Origin of the sequence: Pedobacter sp., assembly GCF_039594775.1 — a bacterium.
Taxonomy (GTDB): Bacteria; Bacteroidota; Bacteroidia; order Sphingobacteriales; family Sphingobacteriaceae; genus Pedobacter.
Window position 1 is genome coordinate 87040 of record NZ_JBCNMT010000010.1, and the last position, 20145, is coordinate 107184.

A 20145-nucleotide genomic window follows, 5' to 3' on the forward strand; every position below is an offset into this window, starting at 1 on the left:
TTATTTGTTTAAAGTCTTAAAGTTTTCTGGCATTAGTATGGCTTTAATACCAGGTTGGTTGATGATATATTTTTTTGCGTACTCGGCAATTTGTGCAGGAGTAATACTGTTTACCATTTCTTCATATTTGGTGAAATAGCTAAAATCTTTGAAACCAAAATAAAACTGATTTCTCAATGCCGTACTCCAAAACAAGTTCTTATTCGATTGTTTTTTGTAGCCGTCAATCTGCTGTATTTTGATATTTTTCAGGTCTTCCGCAAAATAATCCGGCTGGCTGGCTACTTTTTCCAATTCCAGCTGCGCCTGTTTTACCAAAAAGTTTGCTGCTTCCGGCGCACAGCTAAACGATACACGTGAGCGAATTAATGGATTAGGAATACTGGTAGAGGAAACCGATACACCTACCCCATAAACCCCCGAATTTTCTTCGCGAAGGTTCAAACGCATTTTCACTTTCAGCACTTCCTGTAATAGTGTTTGCACCAAAATATCTGGATAGTCATATTTTACGTCATTACTTTGGTAAAAAAGGTTCACCGTACTTTTAGGTGCTTTTCCGGCATACATTAAAATATTTTTTGCCTTGCTACCTCCCGTTGGGCCTTTGTACTTGGAATCTTTGGTATAATTGCCCGATGGCAGACCTCCAATGTACTGTTCTACCATTGGCTTAATACTGTCGAGGTTAAAATCGCCGACAATTACAAACTGGAAATCTTTGGCCGAACCAAACCTGCTTTTAAATACAGGAATGATGTTTTCGAACTTCACTTCTTTGTTGATACGCTCCACAGTAATGTCCGAAGCAAAATCTTCATCACCTTTAAGCAATTCAGAAATGGCTTGGTTGTACTCATAATTTGGAGATAATTTGGCATTTTCCAATCCTTCCAGTGCTTTACGCTTCGCTTGGTCAAAAGTTACCTGATCTGCATTTGGATACATCCATTTCAGGTACATCAATTGGAACATGGTTTTGGCATCTTTCCAATCGGCATTGGTGACCACACCTTCTCTATTTCCAGATAGAATAAGCACCGCTGAGGCTGAATTTCCGGTTAGAAATTGGGTCAATGCCTTTCTTCCAAACTTGCCTGCGCCACTTAATCCAGTAACCGATTTTACAAATTGTGCCGTAACATACTGACTGGAATCAAGCGCATACATTCCGCCTTCTCTAAAGCCTGAAATGGTTAAATAATCTTTCTTTTCCTTAGTTTGCTTAATGTAAACCGTTGTTCCGTTAGATAATGACCACTTGGTTACGCCAATTTCAGACAACTGTTCTTCTTTGGTTACCTTGCCTGCTATTGGCTGTTTCTCCAATAATTGTTTAGGTATCTCCACTTCATCTTTCCAAGGAGACACTTTTTGCTTAAGTGCGTTAGCCATTAAAGTTTTTAATTGTGCTTGACTTGGCAATAGGCCTTTATCTTTTTCAGGTGCCGTAAGCAATACCACCATATTATTCGGGGTAAGCTTGGTTTTTAAAAAGTTAAGTAAGCTTAATGAGTCTATTTTTTGGGCATATTTAAGCGCAAGCGCAGTACGTTGAGGCTTATCCATCATTACACTACCTACATAAAAATCCTCATGCATCTCGTTCAAATAGGTTTCGGCCTGGCTTTTTTCTTCTTTTGCTCCCCTCCTAATAGCAGCCATATACTCTTCGCAATATTTTTCGATTTCTTCCGACGTGAAACCGTATCTCAGGATGCGCTGTAGTTCTAACAGATAGTTTTCAATACCACTTTTCACTTGATCGCGATATAGCGAAACACCACCAGCAACCACGCCATTCTTTAACACTATATTGCTAATGGAAAAGCTGCCATCCTTAAAATTGTCGCTCAGCTGCGAAACTCTGCTAAACCTGTTTTTTGCCAAAGCATTAAAAAAGCTTCGAGTTTGCTGTTGCTGATAATCTTGTTCGGTTTTGATAGCGCCCGATGATTTAATTTTATGGAAAAAGCTTAAATCAATAGCTCTGGCTTCCTTATCAGTAACGATAGAGAACAGGGTGTCTTTATGGCTCGGTAGCTCATAATATACCCGTGGATCCTTGCTTATGGCTTTATACTGCGTAAACTCGGCTTTAATATATTGTTCTACCTTTTTAGGGTCAATATCCGTTACAATAGCGATAGCCATTAAATCTGGACGGTACCATTTCTGATAAAAATCGACAATGGTTTGGCGTTTAAAGTTCTTCAGGATATCAACCTTACCAATTGGCAATCTTTCGGCATACCTTGATTTATTGAATAGAACTGGTAGATATTGATCTCTCAGTCTGTTTTCAGCACCTTGCTTGCTTCGCCATTCTTCAATCACCACCCCTCTTTCCTTATCAATTTCTCCGGCATCGAAAGTTACGCCAAAGGCCCAGTCGGCCATAATGTCGATAGATTTCTCCAGATTTTTCTCTTCTTCTGTGTTGATGCTGATTTTGTATACGGTTTCATCGAAACTGGTATGCGCATTTAAATCGGCTCCGAATTTCACCCCTTTCGATTCTAAGAAGGTAATTACATCATTCTTAGAGTAGTGCTTAGTTCCGTTAAAAGCCATATGTTCCACAAAATGGGCTAAACCAAGTTGTTTTTCGTTTTCCTGCAGGGAACCAGCATTTACAAATAAGCGCAGCGTTGAAGTTCCAGGTTCTTTATCACTTTTGTAGATGTAATAGGTAAAGCCATTAGCTAGTTTCCCTTTTACCAGATTTGGATCTTGCTTAAGGTTTTGGGCAAAGCCTACTGCAACAAGTGCTATTAAAGTAAGGAGCGCTGTTATTTTCTTTAAATTCATTGCGCTGCCTATTTTTTAGTGATGATTAATTCTTTCTGCAATTGATCAGGTCCTGGCAATCCAATCGTATAGTTTTTGCTATTGCTCAATAAACGAATGGTAATAGTATTGTTTTTTGCAGGATCTACTGGCCCGGCAATCCATTTAATGGTTACAGGACGCTCAAAAATACCATTGGGGAAGTTTAAGGTATTGCCTTGGGTAATCAGTTCAAAATCGCGACCAGCCAATAAGCCATCCCCTACAATCACTTCATATTTAAGGTCAACAGGTTCAAATTGGAGTTTGGTACTGAAGTAAACTTTATAATCTATTTGGTCATTTCTATCTATAGCCACTTCAACCGTTGATCGATTCGCTACATGAATATGAAAAAATGGATGATCATAAGGCTCAAATTCATCTTTACATGATGAAAGTATCGTTATGCTTAGCAATAACGACAATATATATATGTATTTAATCTTTTTCATCTAACTTCTAGTTATATCCAGGATTTTGTTTCATCCCTTTATTGGCATCTAATTCTTTGGTGGTGATAGGCAATACGAATTTGTCGTTAGGATAGGTTAATGTACAAACGGTAGAATTACAATCTACTCCACGTACTAAATTTTCCTTTCTTCTCACAATATCATATAAACGATGTCCTTCAAAGCATAATTCTCGATTCCTTTCATCTGCAATTAGTTTATACAAATCATCGGCAGATGGATTACCGATATTAATAATTCGATTAGGGTGGGCTCTTTGAGAGATTATACGTAAATCTTCTTTGGCTTCATCATAGTTTTTTAAATTCCAATTAGCCTCGGCCCTATTCAGGTATAACTCCGACAGTCTTATCACTTTTATGGTATATCCTCCTGGAGTATATTTAGAGGTATATGCGTTCTTACCGCCAGTATAGAAATTTAATTTTCTGACATCATCAGCGTCAAACGTATTTAATAATTTTAAAGATGCACCGTATTGAGTTAAAAACATACTGATTAGCTCTGTATTGCTAACTTTTTCAAGGCTAATGCCAGATAATTGAAATAATATCTCTGATTTTATTGAAGATGTATTTGCATTAGGCGTATAAACAGAAAACAGCGAATTATATTCAGTGGCTGTAGCTAGCTTATACCTAGTGTCTGCAATCACTGAGTTTGAAGTGTTCAAACAATTTTGCCAGTCACCCTTGTATAGATATACCCTGGACAGTAATCCAAGTGCGGCCTGATAATTTACCAATGCCTGATTGGTGAAATTATTATATTTATTTAACAGAGGCAAAGCATTTGACAGGTCCAGTATGATCTGATCATAAGTTTGCTTCATTGTCCTTCTAACTATACTTTCTCCAGGGGATGGCGTTTTGGTCAGCACGGGTACACCAAGATGAGAAGCATCTGCCGTAAAATTATAAGGCTGAGCGTAAACTTTGCTCAAATCAAGATGACATAATGCCCTTAATACCAACGCCTGTCCTTCTATGGTTTCAATTTGGCTTAATTGATTTGGGAATTTTTCCTTTAATGCGGGCAAAGCGTTAAGCACATTATTGATATTGTTCAGTGCTTCAAAAATACTAAGCCAAATATGACCAGTCACCAAGGCATCATCTTCCGGCGTACTACTGAAATTAAACGACTGTGTCATAAATTGGGGCAGAGAAGTTGGAGTGTAAACCATGTTATCCGAAGCTACATCTCCGTGCATTCCAAATTCATTTCTATGATAATCTAAAACCAATCTGTATGCTCCCACCAAGCCCAATTGGGCACCATTAACATCCTCGAACAGTACTTGTTTACCAATTCTGCCAATCGGTTCCTTTTCTAGAAATTTCTTACATGAGGCTAAACTGAATATCAGCGTTGCCAATAAGATTATTTTATATATTAACTTATTCATATTAATCAATTTTAAAAACCTACGTTCAAACCAAAAGACAATATCAGTGGTTGTGGATACGGGTTAAATGAATTCCTATATCCGTTGTAATTCTTTTTAACCTTATACGGTGTCCAAAAAGCTACATTGTCTGCCTGAACATAAACATTAGCTCGTCTTAAGCTTATCTTACTTACCAGTTTAACAGGGAAATTATAATTCAGGCTTACATTGGTAAGTCTAAAAGCGGTACGATTATGTAAAAAACGAGTAGAGTTTCTGGCATTATCTGCATTTTCTGTTAAAACCGTCTTAGGCACCAAGGTCAAGTCTCCTGGTTCTCTCCAGCGATCTAATTGGTTTCTTGATTGATTATCATCAGCCAAGTTTCTACCATCTGATTCTGCTTCTCGTTGTAAATTACTGAACAGGTAGCCTCCTACCGTGTATTGCAATAATGCTTTTAAAGAGAAGGATTTATAATCGAAAGTATTGGTCATCCCACCAAAAAATGTAGGATCTTGTGTTCCTGCCAATACGCGGTTGTTCAGATCAAAAACTTTGGTAATATTACCGTTTGCATCATACCATAGCGGCCCGCCATCTCTAGGATCAACACCTGCCCAACGAATCAGATAATTTGTTTTGATGGGTTCTCCAACTTTTCTGATCGTACTACCAAATATCTTCTCATTATCATTATAAAGCTGGAGAATAGTATTTTTATTTAATGAGAAATTAAGACTGGTTTTCCATTCAAAATCCTTACGCATAATGTTTTGGGTGTTCAAGGTAATCTCCACACCTCTGTTTCTGATTTTGCCTACATTTTGAAGGATACCTGTAAAACCAGTAGTTCTGGTAACATCTACATCATCAAGTGCATTTTTGGTTGTATTTTGATAAATCTCAACATCAAGCGCTATTCTTTTAAACAAGCCCAAACTAATACCTCCATTTATAGCAGTTGTTGTTTCCCAAGACAAAACAGGGTTTTCGCCGCTAGTCATGGAAGCACCCAGCAATTCGTTATAAATATTATTGGTTACATCAAAGCTATATATGCCTTTAGATTTGTAGGCCCCTATCCTAGAGTTTCCGTTGGTACCATAGCTGAATTTAATTTTGGCAAAATCTATCTGCTTAACCTTCCAAAAATCTTCATTACTAATATTCCATGACGCACCGATAGACTGGAAAGTCGCCCATTTAACATCAGAGCCAAAATCAGAATTGGCATCTCTCCTAAAACTACCAACTACATTATATTTCTTATCAAATGAATAAGTGAATTGTCCATAATATGAAAGTTCGCTCTGTTCTGATGCCGAACTGTTTCCATATCTAGTTTTTGCGTAGGTTACTTCCCTAATTTTATCGTTTGCAAAGCCCCATCCATACGCTGTGGCCGATCTTCTGCCACTTTCCGCCGCTTCCGCACCAAGTAAACCACTAATGCTATGCTTATTAATTATCTTATCAAAATTTAACCTATGTTGCGAGTTCCATTTTAAATTAGTGCTTTGTCCCTTGCTAGCGTCGCCATTATCTAAACTACCAGCAAAGGTGTACATAGATGCATAACTACTTTCGCTAAGGGAGGTATAATCTATCCCGTTGATAGTTGTATACTTCAACCAATTGGTAATTCCGATCGAACCACCAACGTTAGCATACATGGCCATTGTTTTTTGGTCATTATCATTGAGTTTGGCTTCCGCTAACCTATTATAGAACTTCTTAACATAAGAGCCATCTGGATTAAAGGGTCCGTCTATAGGCTTGTTGGTGTAATAGGTATCTCCAGCATTAAACATATTGTTAATTACATAGGAAGCTCCCATCTTAAAGAACAAATCAATTGATTTACTGATATTTTGATCAATATTTATCCTGCTAGAAAAACGCTGGGTCTGATTATCAATCATGATCGGTTTTTCGTTGAAATAAGCACCAGAGATATAATATTTTGTTTTTTCTGTCCCTCCTCTAAAAGATATATCATGCTGCATGGTTATCCCATTCCTGAAATAAACATCATACCAGTCCGTATCATTTCCTAAATCAACTACCGGATTTGCTGCTAAGCTAGAATTCGCAAATGACTCCGCTAAAAGTTCACGATATTCACTTGCCGACAATACATGAAAACGATTATTATTTAAAAGGTTTACTCCCGTCCTAAAAGAGTAATTAACATTGTTCTGTCCAGCAATACCTTTCTTTGTGGTAATTAAAACTACTCCATTAGAGCCATTTGCTCCGTAAATAGAAGTAGCTGTCGCATCTTTAAGGATGGTAATTGTTTCGATATCATTTGGGTTAATGTAGGTCAATGGACTGATACTGGTATTTGCTCCGGGTATCATATTCGTTTCATCGCCCGTATACATTGGCACCCCGTCAATTACCCAAAGCGGGTCTCCAGATGCCTGAAATGAGCCTTCGCCTCGTATCCTTGTTTGAAACCTAGGACGTGCACTTGAGGTCGTTTGGTCCTGCATTTCTACCATTACTCCCGGCACCACACCATCCAACAATTGATCTATACGATTTAAAGGTCTCATCTCTAAATCTCTTCGAGTTAATTGAACGGCACTGCCTACTTGGCTTTCCTTGGTTTCTTTGGTACCGTAGGCTGTAACAATCACTTCTTGAAGGTTACTAGCGGTTTCCTTTAAAATTACATCAATACTAGTTTTACCCGATACGGGGATTTCCTCAGTACCATAGCCTATCACTGAAAAAACTAATGTTCCATTTGAAGGTACCTTAATGGTATAAACACCATTTGCATTCGTGTTAATAGCTCTTTCCGATCCTTTTACGCGTACTACTGCTCCTGGCAATGGCTGCGGTTCTTTACCCGCGCCTTCATATGATCTTACCAAACCCCTCACCGTAATTTCCTCTTGCAAAGCGTTTGTCTTTGATTCGGTTAGGATTACTGTTTTATCAATAATCTTGTAATTCACGTTGAGTTGTTTGCTGATTTGGGCTAAAACATCCTTAAGATCTTCATTTTTAACGTCAAGATTAATAGTTCCTTTTTGACCTGCCTGTTTAGCATCATATAAAAGGAAATAGCCAGTTTGTTTTTTAATACTTTCCCATACTTGCTCCAAGCGCTGGTTTTTGGCGTTGATGCTTACCTTCTGGGCATAGCCCGAAGCTTTTACACCAAATGAAGCAAGTACAATTAGGTATACGGTTAGTTTCATCATTAATAGTATTTTTCTATTAAATAGTTTGCTTGTTCCCGACCGCTTGCCGAGAAGAAATTGTTTCATATTTTTGTTATGTATTGGTTTTAAAATTTGATTGGATTCGAAACTCATCAATTTGATAATGACCATACTTTTTGTCCGGAAGCATTGGCGTGCTTTCGGATTTTTTTATGAAGGCCATTATGGAGGCTCTGTATTTTTATGTCATATTTAAGGGTTAAAGTTTACGGTTACTGTTCTATCTGTTAGGTTAAATTTTGCGTTGGTTAAGGCGCTAAGCATTTCCAGCACTTGATTGAGGGTGGCTTGTCGACGGATATTCCCTGTAATGGCCTGTTGGCTCGGCTTACCTTGATATATTACCTGCACGTCGTACCACCTTGAAATCTGGTCGAGAATTTCTTTGATATTGTCTTCCTTGAAATAGAAAACACCTTCTTTCCAAGCAATGGATTTATATACTTCTGTTTTCTGCACCGAGATTTCGCCCTGCTCAATCAAAGCTTCCTGCCCTGGCTTTAACAAGGTTTGATGTTCACCTTCACTAATGCTTACAGAACCTTCCAATAAGGTAGTTTTACTGGTATTGCCATAAGTACTGATGTTAAAATGTGTACCCAGTACTTTTACTTCCGTGTCGTTAAAACTTACTATAAAAGGTTTTGAGGGTTGATGGGCTACTTCAAAATAAGCTTCTCCTTTTAACTGAACCCTACGCTCGTTTCCATCAAAATTTTGAGGAAAACTTAAATAGGAAGAAGCATTTAACCAAACCTTTGTTCCATCTGGTAACACCACTTTATATTCTCCAGCTCTTGGTGTACGCAAAGCGTGGCGGTTGGTTTGACCGCTTTTGGTATGATTTGCCGTAAAATACAAGGTTCCTTCTTTTACATCGAAGCCCTGATCTTGGTCATGATCTGAATGTTTTTGATAGCGGCCCAAGTTTACCACTGCACCATCCGCAAGTTGTAAAATTGCTCTTTCGCTTCCCGGATTTACATCATAAGCTAAAGCTGTTTCTGGACTAACCGATTGATGTTGGGCATAGTAGAAATAAGCTGTGATTGACGAAGCAACTAGCAAAACCGCGGCTACACGTGGCCACCACTTGCCCAAACGTAATTTCTTAGATTGGCTATGGCCGATATTGGCATTAAACCTTTCCCATTGAGCGTTAACATCCACACTTCTTAGTTGATCTATATCTTGTTCTACTTTGGCAGTTTGCCGAAATGATTCTAAGAGCGCTTTATTTTGTGGGCTTTCCTCAAGCCATTGGTTAAGGATTTGCTGTTCCTTATCTGTAATTTCATTTTTCAGATATTTTAGGATCAGCGACGATAGGTATTCAAAATCTCTATGAGGTGTCATATACCTATAGAAACCTGAAACTGAAAAAGGGGTGAAAGACTTAAGTGTTTTTTTTAAAAAAAATATATTATTTCAGCAGGAATAATATGGCAATGGCAAAAAAATCGGGATTTAGCCTTACTTTTAACAATTGAAGCCCGCGTTTCTTTTGGGTTTTAACAGTATTAATACTGATTCCCAAGGTGTCGGCAATCTCATGGTTTTTGAGGCCTTCCAAGTAACCCATCCTAAATATTTGCTGACAGCTGGCAGGTAGTGTTTCCAACACTTTATTAATCTCCGCAAGAACTTCTGATTTAATCATCAGATTAAGTGCTACGGCATCTTCTACGGGCTCGACTTCCTGCTGATTAAGATATGAATGTTCTAATTTTTGCCTACGTAGACGGTTTAAACAGGCATTTTTAACGCTTTGATACAAAAACCCTTTGATAGAACCAATGCCATTTCTTTCCTTTTCATTAAGGTTCCAAAATGTCATAAATGTTTCTTGCACCACATCATTGGCAGCTTCCGAATCGTTCAATAACTGTCTGGCAAAAAAGCATAGCTTTGCATAGTTGTCTTTAAACAACTGCTCAAAAGTATCGGTATTTTCTGCTGATGTGCCCAAACGAATTAGCTCTACTATGGAGATGAATTACCAAATTTAGTTGTAATCTATCAGTAAAGCAAGCCAGTAACACTGAAAAGATTAGACATCAATTATTTACCTGGGCATTTCTGGCAATATTTCAATTGTTAAAAAATCTATTTATCTGATATTGGTAATAACACCATACTAAAATGATTAATATAAGGGCAAGAGCCAGCAACCACATAAATAGTCTGTCGTTTTTTTTCTTGCCCATATAAATTAACGTTTTAACACTTTTAGTACAGTTGTTTCATTCCCCAACAATTCCACCAAGTATAAACCGGAAGAGAATTTAGACAGGTTAAATGAAATAGAAAGATGATCCGGAAGTATTGTTTTAGTTTCCAGCTGTTGCCCTGCAATATTCAATAGTTTTGCTTCTTTGTAGGTTTTGCCTGCCAAGTCGATGTTAATGATATTTTGGGTAGGATTTGGATATGCGGATAGTTGAGCAACCTGAAAATCGAGTATTCCCATAGCTATGTTTTTTGGCATACCATTGTGATCTACCTGCTGCAATTGATAGTAGTTTTTCCCTATTTGAGGAGTGTTGTCATACCATGAATAGTTACCTGGCCCTTTAGCCATAACTTTGGTCATAAATTTAAAATCAACACCATCCGTAGCTCTTAACACCACAAATTCCTTATGATTGATTTCTGATTCCGTTTTCCAGGTTAACAAAGCTCCATTTAACTGTCGGGCTACCTTAAAGTCGACCAAGGTAACTGGCAGGACTGTTTGATATTCAGCGGCCCCAATATCAATCTGAGTTCCATCCAAACGAGGATTTCCATAAATATCTTTATCTAAATTCACGTTTCCTATATATAGCGCATTATCTCCAGCGTTTACCGCAATACTACTGGATGAGGGTGTAAAATTGTTGCCCCCGGCAAATAAAGGATTTTGGGAAAAAACATTGGCCGACGAGGTTAAGGCAAGAGCAGGCGAAGCATTGAGAATACTGTTTTTTATTACAGCACTTTGCGGTTGGTTGTCTGAAAGCAAAACGGCTGGGGTATTGGCCGCATCGTTCCACGCAATGCTATTGTGAAATTCAAAAGAGGTAGCCATCGACAATGAAACCAGTGCATTAGCTGAGTGGTGCAAAGTTGAATTGACGAGTTTTAAATTAGCCTCTCTGTTAAAAACAGAAGCTTTATTATTGTTATAAAATAGAGAATTATAAATGATCACATTGGCCTTTTTTACTGAAGCTATCGCACTCCCATTGCCATAAGTAGCATAATTATGTCCCGTAGAAGTAATGGCCGTAGTATTATCGTTAAAAGTACTGTTCCTTATCGTTAGGTTCCCCTTTCCCAAAGCACAGATGGCGCCACCAGAGCTTTCGGCCCCACGTGATTGCGAGTTGTTATTCACACTATTGTTTTTAAATGTACAATCGGCCACATCTACATTATAATAGTGTTGCGCTGTGTTACCAGCTTCTAAAGATGCTTCATCATAAAAAAACATTAAAGCTCCTCCTATCCAACTAGATGAATTACCTTCGAAATGGCATTGCTTAATTAGCAATTGCTCTGAAGTACTTAAAAGTCCATCAAAATAGATAGCCGCCCCTCCTTCAAATGCCGAATTATTCAGAAATTTACAATTGATAATTACGGGATAACTTTTTTGGCTATAATCTTGAATCGTGATAAATAGGGCAGCTCCCATATATAAAGGTAGTTCCTGATTAATTACAGCTCCCGAATTGGCGTTAGCTTCTTTGAAAACGATGCCATCTATTATTGTTTGATTGCTGATGATGGCATCAGTTTTTGGCCAAATCACCAGTAAATGATGGCTGTTATCTGTATTACTGGCAGCATTGCCAATATTTCCACTAAGGGTGGTAATATTTGTTGTTAAATCTCTGTCGGTAATTAGGCTCTCATTACCATTAAACCCTCCGTAAACTTTAATATTACGTGTAATTTCCAAATATTTTTGCCTATCTGTATCCGTAGTTGGATAGTAAGTCCCAGATTTTATCCAGAGTTGCTGAATGGCCGTGTTGGTCTTAGCTGCAATAAACGATGGCCTAATTTGGGCGGCATTGGCCCATGAATCTCCAGATTTATTCCCAGAACCTTGTTCATCTATATAAACAATACCATTGGCATTTGGCGTGATGGTTTGTGCATGTAGCAGCCCCAAACCAAATAACATAAAAAGAAGAGTTATTTTTGTTTTCATCTTATTTCCTCATGAAGTATTTATAACTCCACAAAGATTCGGGCATAACAAGAATTAAACAAAATTTCAAGGCGGACAAAAAGCGGACAATTACCCAGTCAAGAGTCTTATCTTCAACAAACTACACTAAGGAAAGAATATAAGTTTCGAGAGTTTGGTTCTCAACCAATGGCAAACGCAGTTTCAAACGGCGCTTACTCCTAGCTACACTATCTGCACTGATACCTAAAGTATTGGCAATTTCTTTATTGCTCATTTGTAGAAAAACCAGGCTAGCTAAACGTTCTTCGGCAGAGGTTAAATCAGATAGGACAGCATGTATACGAGGATAAAACAAAGGATAAACCTTATTGAAATCATCCTTAAATCGTTGCCATTCGTCGTCAGTTACCAATACATATTCTAAGAGGTTCTTACTGATCAGTTTTTCGTCGAAATTATTTTGAAGTTCATTTTTCTTGAGCGAATGGCTTAAATTCTCAATCAATTTATCTTTTTCCAACATTTGCGTCCTAAACTGCTGCAAACTTTTCTTTGCTTTTTCTACTTCACTACGTGCCTGTATACCTTCAAAAATGATTTGTTGCTTTTCTAACTTTATTTTTAGCGCCTGTCTGTTATAAAGTAACCAACCTATGACCATGAGCAGCACGATAGCACCAATAATGATATTCCTGGTTTGTCGTAATACTGAAATATTTTCATTAGCTTTTTCCAGGCTCCTTTGACTATTATCAAAAAGTATTCTAGCGTTCATGGTAGATAACTTGCCGTTATTAATGACCTCATCCTGCTCTTGCTGGCAACGTCCGTAGCTATGCTGGTAATGTACAGCACTATCTGTTTGCCCTAAATAAGTATAAGTAATGGCAATGCCCTTGGTGGCTTTTACTTTATCATTCAGCTTCCTACTTGTAATGGCTGCTTGTAATGCTTCTTTAAAAGCAATTAATGCCTCTCCATACCGCTTTTGGCTTAAAAATATTTCACCTCTGGCGTTTTGAGCTATAGCCACATTGTTAAATTGCTTGTATTTAATTCCTACTTGCAGTTGTTGATTAATTAATGGCAACGCCTTGGCACTATTCCCCTGGTAAAAATAACACCTACCAATGTTTCCTTTTGCTATTGCTACCCAAAGTTCGGCTGCTTCAGGATGTAATGTTTTTTTCTGGATGGTATCTATAATTTGTTGATAGTAGTTGCTGGCCTGCTTATATTCTCCCAGCGCTAAATGTGATGCGCCCAACATATCCAGTTGGAAAATATAGACCATAGGATCCCATTCATAAAGTTTAACCTTCTTAAAGGTCAAACATTTTTCTCCGTATTTGATGCTCTCCCGAAAGTCTTTGGTTCTGTAAAGCGCCAGACTTACTGCAAAAAACCGATTCTGCACATAAGAAAAATATTGATAGCCAATACTTCCCTGAAGCTCTATAGCTTTTAAATTATAAAGCAGGTAGCCACCTTCGTAGTCTATTTCGGCCGCCAATGCATAAACTTCTGCCAACAATTGGTCATCTTTCAGATTATTCGCCAGTTTAATGGCTTCAGCAATCTTTAAACTATCTTGACGGGTTAATTTAATACCGAACTGTCTCCTACCCAGTACGTCGAATATACAATACCGTGCTCTTAACCTCTTACTAGAATTTTCTTGAAGATATTTTTCGAATTGGGCAGTTAATTTTAAAAAGCTTTCTGCATTAAATTCTTTTCTTAAGGTCGTAAAGGTGGCCTCGGCGCTATCCGTTTGCGCTGTGCCTGTTACCGACCAAGATGCAGTAAATGCTTTTACATATTTTTCCTGCGCAAAACAAGAATAGCTTAAGACAAACAACAAGAATAAAAGAAAGGCTGATCGGAACATAAAGGTATCTTAAATCAAAGATAGTATTCCTAGTTATTTAAACCTGCAAAATACAAAAGCTAATCTTCATAATCTTAGTATCTTTGCAAGCTAATTAAGTAAAATGATCGCAATAGGCAAATATAATAAACTACGCATAGCCGCAAAAAACAATCAGGGTTTAAGCTTAACCGATGGTACCGAAGAAGTGCTTTTACCATTTACAGAAGTACCAAATGGTATAAATTTGGGCGATGATGTAGAAGCTTTTATTTATCTCAATAAAGATGGCAGTACTGTTGCTACTTTAAAAGAAGTATTGGCAACAGCCGATGAGTTTGCACTTTTAACGGTAGTTAGTGTAAATGATGATGGTGCTTTTTTAGATATTGGCATTGACAAAGATATTTTTGTACCCAAAAGGGAGCAAAAAAAACCGATGGAACTTGGTGAGAGCTATGTAGTGTTTGTTTACGTTGATGAATTCTCGAATAAGTTATTGGCCTCCTCTAAGGTAGATCAGTTTGTGGAACTACACAATTTTGATTTTGAAGAAGGCGATGCCGTTGACCTTTTGATTGTAGACAAATCAGATTTAGGTTACAATGCCATTATCAATAATGAATTTATCGGCTTATTATATCATAATGAAGTTTTCTCAGTAATAGAACCTGGCCAAAGAACTACCGGATGGATCAAGAAAATTAGGATGGAAGGCAAAATAGACCTGACCTTACAACCTTCGGGCTTTGGACATATTTTAGAAACGAAGGATTATATTTTGGAAGAGCTTCGCATTGTTGGCGAAATTAACTTAGGAGATAAAAGTACACCTGAGGAGATTTACAATAGGTTTCAGGTAAGTAAAAGTGCATTTAAAAAAGCAATTGGTGGTTTGTATAAAGAACGCCTGATTACACTTTCGGACCATCAAATTAAGTTGGTTTAAACAACACAATATTTTCTACGTTTTTACAATAAGACTTACGAAGTTTTAAAAACTTCGTAAGTCTAGAAATATCTCGAACGAGTTTACGAAGAGAAATCTAACAACATAACAGTCGTTAGATTTCTCCATTTCGCTACGCTTCAGTCGAAATGACGTGGTGATAAAAAACAAAAGGGATCGAAATTCGATCCCTTTTGTTGTCCTATTAGACTTACGAAGTTTCTAAAACTTTGTAAGTCTGAAATAACAATAGCATTACGCCAAAGCCTGCTCTATATCTTTCAAAATATCATCAATATGTTCTAAACCTATTGATAAACGGATAGAGCCTTGCTCAATACCAACAATATTACGTTCCTCTTCGCTCAATTTACTATGTGTACTGGTCGCAGGATGCGTTGCAATTGACCTCGTATCAGCCAAATTTGCGGAGATGGAGAACATTTTCAATCCATCCATAAATTTACGGGCAGCTTCTATACCTCCGTTAACTACAATCGTTACAATGCCTCCGCCTTGTTTCATTTGTTTTTTGGCAATACCATACTGAGGATGCGACTCCAAGAAAGGATATTTTACCAATTTAATTTTCGGATGTTTCTCCAAATATTGCGCTACTTTCAAAGCATTTTCACAATGGCGGTCCATACGAACAGCCAAAGTTTCTAAACTTTTCGACAAAATCCACGCATTGAAAGGTGACAATGAAGGCCCACTATGACGAGCAAAAGCAACCACTTCGGCAATTAAAGCCTTGCTTCCCAAAATAATTCCACCCAAGGCACGTCCTTGTCCATCAATATATTTGGTAGCAGAGTGAATGGAAATATGCGCTCCCAATTTTAGAGGTTGTTGTAAATATGGTGTAGCAAAACAATTATCTACCGCTAATAAAACATTATGCTTTTTAGCTAACCCACCTAAAAACTCTAGATCAATAATATCAATACCAGGATTTGATGGCGTTTCCACAAAAATCATTTTGGTATTTGGCTTGATCAAGCCTTCCCAATCTTCCGGCTTATCTAAATCAGCATAGTCAAAAGTTACCCCCCATTTTGAAAATATATTGGTCAGCAACTGGTGTGTTGAACCAAATACCGAGCGGCTTGAAACGATATGATCACCATTTTTAAGGAAAGCCGCAAAAGTGGTGAAAATAGCAGCCATGCCTGTTGCGGTTGCAAATCCATCTTCAGCGCCTTCCAACAACACCATTTTTTCAATAAACTCTGAAGTATTTGGATTGGAATAACGGCTATAAACGTTCCCTTCTTTTTCGTTAGCAAACAAGGCACGCATTTCTTCGGCATCGTCAAACTTGTAACTAGAAGTAAGGTAAATAGGTGCCGAATGTTCTTTGTGCGAACTTCTTTCGGTTTGAGTACGTATGGCTATGGTTTCGAAATTATCAGACATGATAGTATTTAGTATTTAGATGTGAGTATTTAGATATTGCGTAATAACCTTACGCCTTAAACCTTTAACCTCACACCTTATTAATCGAGTATGTAAAATTTATAGTTGCCGATCTGCCTAAGATGTTTGAAACAGAGCAGTATTTATCAAAAGTCATTTGTAGGGCACGTTCCACTTTCTGAACGCTTAAATCTCCGTATAGGTTGAAATGAATATCAATCACATCAAATATAGGAGGCATTTCTTCGTCCTTACGGGTAGCTTTAATATTGATTTTGATATCGTTTAACGGCTCTTTTTGTTTAGTGAGTACATTTACCATATCAATACCGCTGCAGCCGCCTAAACCCACCAGCAACATCTCCATCGGGCGAAAGCCTTTTCCTTCTCCTCCAATAGCAGGCTTAGCATCTAAATCTACGGTAAAACCATTATCGTTTTCTGCCTCAAAATTAAATTTTCCGCTTTTGCGGATCAGGTTGATTTCCATCTTTCTTTGCTATTTGTCGTCATGCTGCATTCATTTCAGCATCAGCTTTAAAAAAATCCTGAAATAAATTCAGGATGACGAACAGTACTAAACATCGTAAAAAACTAAATTCTCTCTCTCCAGATCAGGCAGTTTTACTTCATTTTCAAAAATTGCGAATACCGAAGAACCACTACCGCTCATGAGTGCAAATTTAGCCCCCGCCTGGTAAAGCTTTGTTTTTATTTCGTCAATTTGTGGATATTTTGCAAAAACAGAAGGCTCAAAATCGTTCAAAATATGAGCTTGCCAATCTTGTAGCGGCAAATGTATCAAATCTTTTAAAGAAGTGGAAGGCCATTTTACGTTTATATTGCTGTAAGCCTGCGCTGTGGAAACATGCACAGGAGGCTTAACCAATACCAAATAATACTTAGACAGGTCTACCGACAATTCTTCAAATTCATCACCTTTGGCAAAAGCATAGGTAGGCTTATTTTTAATGAAGAATGCGCAATCTGCCCCTAGGGGCCTGGCATAGCTCTCCATCTGTTCATCCGTTAAATCCAATTCGAACTTTTGGTTTGCCAACTTAATCAAAAAAGCTGCATCGGCACTGCCACCGCCTAAGCCCGCACCTACCGGAATATTTTTGAGCAATACAATCTGCTGATTAGGCAAACTGAAATCCTGTTGTAAAGTTTTAAATGCCTTTAAACAGATATTATCATTGGTATTTCCTGGAATATCAATCCCTTTGATTAGCATCGATGTTTCATCGGCATCTACCAGCTCTACTACATCATGTATTTTGATGGGATAGAAAACGGTTTGCAGGTTATGGTAACCATCCGTCCGCTTTTCGGTAAGGAACAAACCTAAATTTATTTTAGCATTGGCAAATGTTAACATCCTCAGATTTTAGATTGACGAATTACGATTATTCAAAGAATAAAGAGCAAAGATAAAAGAGCAAAGTCTATAAAAGACAACTTAAAACCAAAAACCTACAACTTATAACTATAATGCCCGATAATTTTCCAAGCAAACAATACATCTTCTATCACCTGCCCTGCGCCTATATTATGTACAATTAAATACCGTTTGCCATCTCCTGATTTACGATTAACGACCAAACCGATATGCGTTTGTCTACCGTTTAAATCCCAACATACAATATCTCCAGGCAAATAGTCTTCTGGCTTTTTAGTCATTGGCTTTTTCACTCCTTTTCGACCAAAGAAAACCATTAAATTGGGCACACGACGATGATCAATATTCCTATCAGTGGTTTTCATGCCCCAGTTTTTTGGATACAGCCTGAAATTCGCTTTCATATCCTCGTGAACCTCTTTCTGCAAATCTGTACCCAGTTTGCGATAGGCCCTGATGACTACATCGGTACAAACACCCTTTCCTACAGGGACATCACCATTGGGATAGGCAATCCTAAAATAAGCAGGATCATAAACCACTTTGTCCTTAGTAAGTTCAAGAGCTGCGTTTGACAACTTTTGAGCTTGCTGGCTTTGCGCAAAGCTATGGATACCAAACCAACAGGCAATCACAAGTGATAAGATAATTTTTCTGAACATCATGATGAACAAATCTAATGCATTTACGGCATATTAAGGCACTTCTCGAAGTGGAAATCAATAAAAAATCATCTTGTGGAAAAACGGTGGGACGTTCCTTCCCATTTAATCTTTAGATTTGTATTTTACAATTTTAGTAGCAGCAATTAATGTAAGCTGTCATTCAGAGTGTAGCGAAGAATCTATTCCATTTTATATAAGATTCCTCCTATCGTCGGAATGACAAAGCGTAGAGGTTATGAAACAATATTTAGATTTGATGCAGCATGTGCTGGATAACGGCACACAGAAACACGACAGAACCGGAACAGGCACCATTAGCGTATTTGGCTATCAGATGCGTTTTAATTTGCAGGAAGGTTTTCCAATGGTCACTACCAAAAAACTGCATTTAAAATCTATCATCCATGAGCTGATCTGGTTTTTGCAGGGCGATACCAATATTAAATATTTAAAAGATAACGGCGTACGTATTTGGGATGAATGGGCTGATGCAAATGGCAATTTAGGTCCAGTTTACGGTTCACAATGGCGCAGTTGGCCAGCTCCTAACGGTGGTCATATTGATCAGATTACCCAAATCATCAACACCATTAAAAACAATCCCGATTCAAGACGTATTATTGTATCGGCTTGGAACGTTGCCGAGATTGAAAATATGGCCTTGCCTCCTTGCCACGCTTTTTTTCAATTCTATGTAGCAGATGGAAAATTAAGCTGCCAATTGTACCAACGTAGCGCCGATATTTTCTTAGGTGTGCCTTTTAATATTGCTTCTTATGCTTTGTTAACCATGATGGTGGCGCAAGTTTGCGGTTTAGAGGCTGGTGATTTCATCCATACCTTTGGTGACGCCCATATTTACAATAACCACTTGGAGCAGGTTAAACTGCAACTGAGCAGAGATCCAAAGCCGCTGCCAACCATGAAAATCAACCCAGAAGTAAAAGATATCTTTGATTTCAAGTTTGAGGATTTTGAATTGGTAAATTACGAAGCACATCCTCATATTAAGGGGATAGTAGCGGTATAGTAGCTTCTCTTTTTTGTCATTCCGAGGAACGAGGAATCTCTTTTGAGATTCTTCACTGCGTTCAGAATGACAAAGTATGCAAAACCTTGAAAGAAATGAACCAAATATCCATCGTAGTAGCCATATCAGAAAATAATGCCATTGGCAAAGACAACCAATTACTTTGGCACTTACCTGCCGATTTAAAGCATTTTAAAAATATCACCACCGGACATACCATTATTATGGGGCGCAAAACCTATGATTCCATTGGCAAACCCCTTCCCAACAGAAGAAACATCATTATTACACGTCAAAATGGGTTAAGCATCGAAGGCGTAGAAGTGGTGAATTCTTTAGACGAAGCTTTAGCTCTTTGCAAAACCGAAGCCGAAGTTTTTGTGATTGGCGGGGCCGAAATTTATAAACAAGCCATTGCCGTTTCTCATCGCATTTACCTTACAAGGGTACATCAGGAATTTGAAGCCGATGCTTTTTTCCCTGAACTTGACAATGAGATATGGAAAGAGATTGAAAAAGTAGACCATTTACCAGACGAAAAGAACAAATTCGCCTATACTTTTTCTACCTTAGAGCGACGCTAATACAAAATCAAGTCTTTTAAGCACTTGTCCTAACAAAATTACAAATAGGAGTTCTATTATTTAAAAAAATAATTAGATTTGCCGACTTGTTAAAAAACAGCTTATT

The 20145-nt window shown here is 37.9% G+C and carries 15 protein-coding genes; 3 read left to right on the forward strand and 12 right to left on the reverse strand.

Annotated features, from left to right (window positions below):
- From ABDV71_RS18665 to ABDV71_RS18700, 8 genes are all read right to left on the reverse strand, one after another.
- Complete coding sequence (locus tag ABDV71_RS18665) at window positions 1-2811, reverse strand: insulinase family protein (RefSeq protein ID WP_343535264.1); 2811 nt, start codon at window positions 2809-2811, stop codon at window positions 1-3.
- An 8-nt stretch (window positions 2812-2819) separates the two neighbouring features.
- The gene (locus tag ABDV71_RS18670) at window positions 2820-3284 is read right to left on the reverse strand and encodes a hypothetical protein (protein ID WP_343535266.1); all 465 of its coding nucleotides are present in this window, start codon (window positions 3282-3284) and stop codon (window positions 2820-2822) included.
- A 7-nt stretch (window positions 3285-3291) separates the two neighbouring features.
- A complete protein-coding gene (locus ABDV71_RS18675) occupies window positions 3292-4713 on the reverse strand; it encodes a RagB/SusD family nutrient uptake outer membrane protein (protein WP_343535268.1) in 1422 nt (473 codons plus the stop codon).
- Between the two features lie 11 nt (window positions 4714-4724).
- Complete coding sequence (locus ABDV71_RS18680; RefSeq protein WP_343535270.1) at window positions 4725-7916, reverse strand: SusC/RagA family TonB-linked outer membrane protein; 3192 nt, start codon at window positions 7914-7916, stop codon at window positions 4725-4727.
- A 213-nt stretch (window positions 7917-8129) separates the two neighbouring features.
- A complete protein-coding gene (locus ABDV71_RS18685; protein WP_343535272.1) occupies window positions 8130-9293 on the reverse strand; it encodes a FecR domain-containing protein in 1164 nt (387 codons plus the stop codon).
- A gap of 67 nt (window positions 9294-9360) precedes the next feature.
- The gene (locus tag ABDV71_RS18690) at window positions 9361-9906 is read right to left on the reverse strand and encodes an RNA polymerase sigma-70 factor (protein ID WP_343535274.1); all 546 of its coding nucleotides are present in this window, start codon (window positions 9904-9906) and stop codon (window positions 9361-9363) included.
- A 243-nt stretch (window positions 9907-10149) separates the two neighbouring features.
- Complete coding sequence (locus ABDV71_RS18695; RefSeq protein WP_343535276.1) at window positions 10150-12138, reverse strand: T9SS type A sorting domain-containing protein; 1989 nt, start codon at window positions 12136-12138, stop codon at window positions 10150-10152.
- A 121-nt stretch (window positions 12139-12259) separates the two neighbouring features.
- Window positions 12260-14011, reverse strand: coding sequence for a tetratricopeptide repeat protein (locus ABDV71_RS18700; protein ID WP_343535278.1), 1752 nt, complete (start codon window positions 14009-14011; stop codon window positions 12260-12262).
- A 103-nt stretch (window positions 14012-14114) separates the two neighbouring features.
- On the opposite strand from ABDV71_RS18700, the gene ABDV71_RS18705 reads away from it, so the two are divergent.
- Window positions 14115-14939: a S1-like domain-containing RNA-binding protein gene (locus ABDV71_RS18705; protein WP_343535280.1), complete on the forward strand. Its 825-nt coding sequence runs from the start codon at window positions 14115-14117 to the stop codon at window positions 14937-14939.
- Window positions 14940-15194: 255 nt separating this feature from the next.
- Here ABDV71_RS18705 and ABDV71_RS18710 read toward each other — a convergent pair whose 3' ends face one another.
- From ABDV71_RS18710 to ABDV71_RS18725, 4 genes are all read right to left on the reverse strand, one after another.
- Window positions 15195-16358: an aminotransferase class I/II-fold pyridoxal phosphate-dependent enzyme gene (locus tag ABDV71_RS18710; RefSeq protein ID WP_343535282.1), complete on the reverse strand. Its 1164-nt coding sequence runs from the start codon at window positions 16356-16358 to the stop codon at window positions 15195-15197.
- 70 nt (window positions 16359-16428) lie between these two features.
- A complete protein-coding gene (locus tag ABDV71_RS18715; protein ID WP_343535284.1) occupies window positions 16429-16848 on the reverse strand; it encodes an OsmC family protein in 420 nt (139 codons plus the stop codon).
- Between the two features lie 87 nt (window positions 16849-16935).
- Entirely contained in the window at window positions 16936-17739 is an 804-nt protein-coding gene (ispE, locus tag ABDV71_RS18720; protein WP_343535286.1) for a 4-(cytidine 5'-diphospho)-2-C-methyl-D-erythritol kinase, read from the reverse strand.
- A gap of 95 nt (window positions 17740-17834) precedes the next feature.
- Window positions 17835-18425 (reverse strand): DUF1287 domain-containing protein, encoded by a 591-nt coding sequence (locus ABDV71_RS18725; RefSeq protein WP_343535288.1) that lies wholly within the window; start codon window positions 18423-18425, stop codon window positions 17835-17837.
- Between the two features lie 235 nt (window positions 18426-18660).
- Between ABDV71_RS18725 and ABDV71_RS18730 the strand changes: the two genes are divergently transcribed.
- Entirely contained in the window at window positions 18661-19455 is a 795-nt protein-coding gene (locus ABDV71_RS18730) for a thymidylate synthase (RefSeq protein WP_343535290.1), read from the forward strand.
- Between the two features lie 95 nt (window positions 19456-19550).
- On the forward strand, window positions 19551-20039 hold the full coding sequence (locus ABDV71_RS18735) for a dihydrofolate reductase (RefSeq protein ID WP_343535292.1): 489 nt from the start codon (window positions 19551-19553) through the stop codon (window positions 20037-20039).
- The last annotated feature ends 106 nt before the right edge of the window (window positions 20040-20145 follow it).

Coding starts and splice junctions, on each gene's coding strand:
- ABDV71_RS18665 (WP_343535264.1), bottom strand. CDS start 2,811: ATGAATTTAAAGAAAATAACAGCGCTCCTTACTTTAATAGCACTTGTT.
- ABDV71_RS18670 (WP_343535266.1), bottom strand. CDS start 3,284: ATGAAAAAGATTAAATACATATATATATTGTCGTTATTGCTAAGCATA.
- ABDV71_RS18675 (WP_343535268.1), bottom strand. CDS start 4,713: ATGAATAAGTTAATATATAAAATAATCTTATTGGCAACGCTGATATTC.
- ABDV71_RS18680 (WP_343535270.1), bottom strand. CDS start 7,916: ATGATGAAACTAACCGTATACCTAATTGTACTTGCTTCATTTGGTGTA.
- ABDV71_RS18685 (WP_343535272.1), bottom strand. CDS start 9,293: ATGACACCTCATAGAGATTTTGAATACCTATCGTCGCTGATCCTAAAA.
- ABDV71_RS18695 (WP_343535276.1), bottom strand. CDS start 12,138: ATGAAAACAAAAATAACTCTTCTTTTTATGTTATTTGGTTTGGGGCTG.
- ABDV71_RS18700 (WP_343535278.1), bottom strand. CDS start 14,011: ATGTTCCGATCAGCCTTTCTTTTATTCTTGTTGTTTGTCTTAAGCTAT.
- ABDV71_RS18705 (WP_343535280.1), top strand. CDS start 14,115: ATGATCGCAATAGGCAAATATAATAAACTACGCATAGCCGCAAAAAAC.
- ABDV71_RS18710 (WP_343535282.1), bottom strand. CDS start 16,358: ATGTCTGATAATTTCGAAACCATAGCCATACGTACTCAAACCGAAAGA.
- ABDV71_RS18715 (WP_343535284.1), bottom strand. CDS start 16,848: ATGGAAATCAACCTGATCCGCAAAAGCGGAAAATTTAATTTTGAGGCA.
- ispE (WP_343535286.1), bottom strand. CDS start 17,739: ATGTTAACATTTGCCAATGCTAAAATAAATTTAGGTTTGTTCCTTACC.
- ABDV71_RS18725 (WP_343535288.1), bottom strand. CDS start 18,425: ATGATGTTCAGAAAAATTATCTTATCACTTGTGATTGCCTGTTGGTTT.
- ABDV71_RS18730 (WP_343535290.1), top strand. CDS start 18,661: ATGAAACAATATTTAGATTTGATGCAGCATGTGCTGGATAACGGCACA.
- ABDV71_RS18735 (WP_343535292.1), top strand. CDS start 19,551: ATGAACCAAATATCCATCGTAGTAGCCATATCAGAAAATAATGCCATT.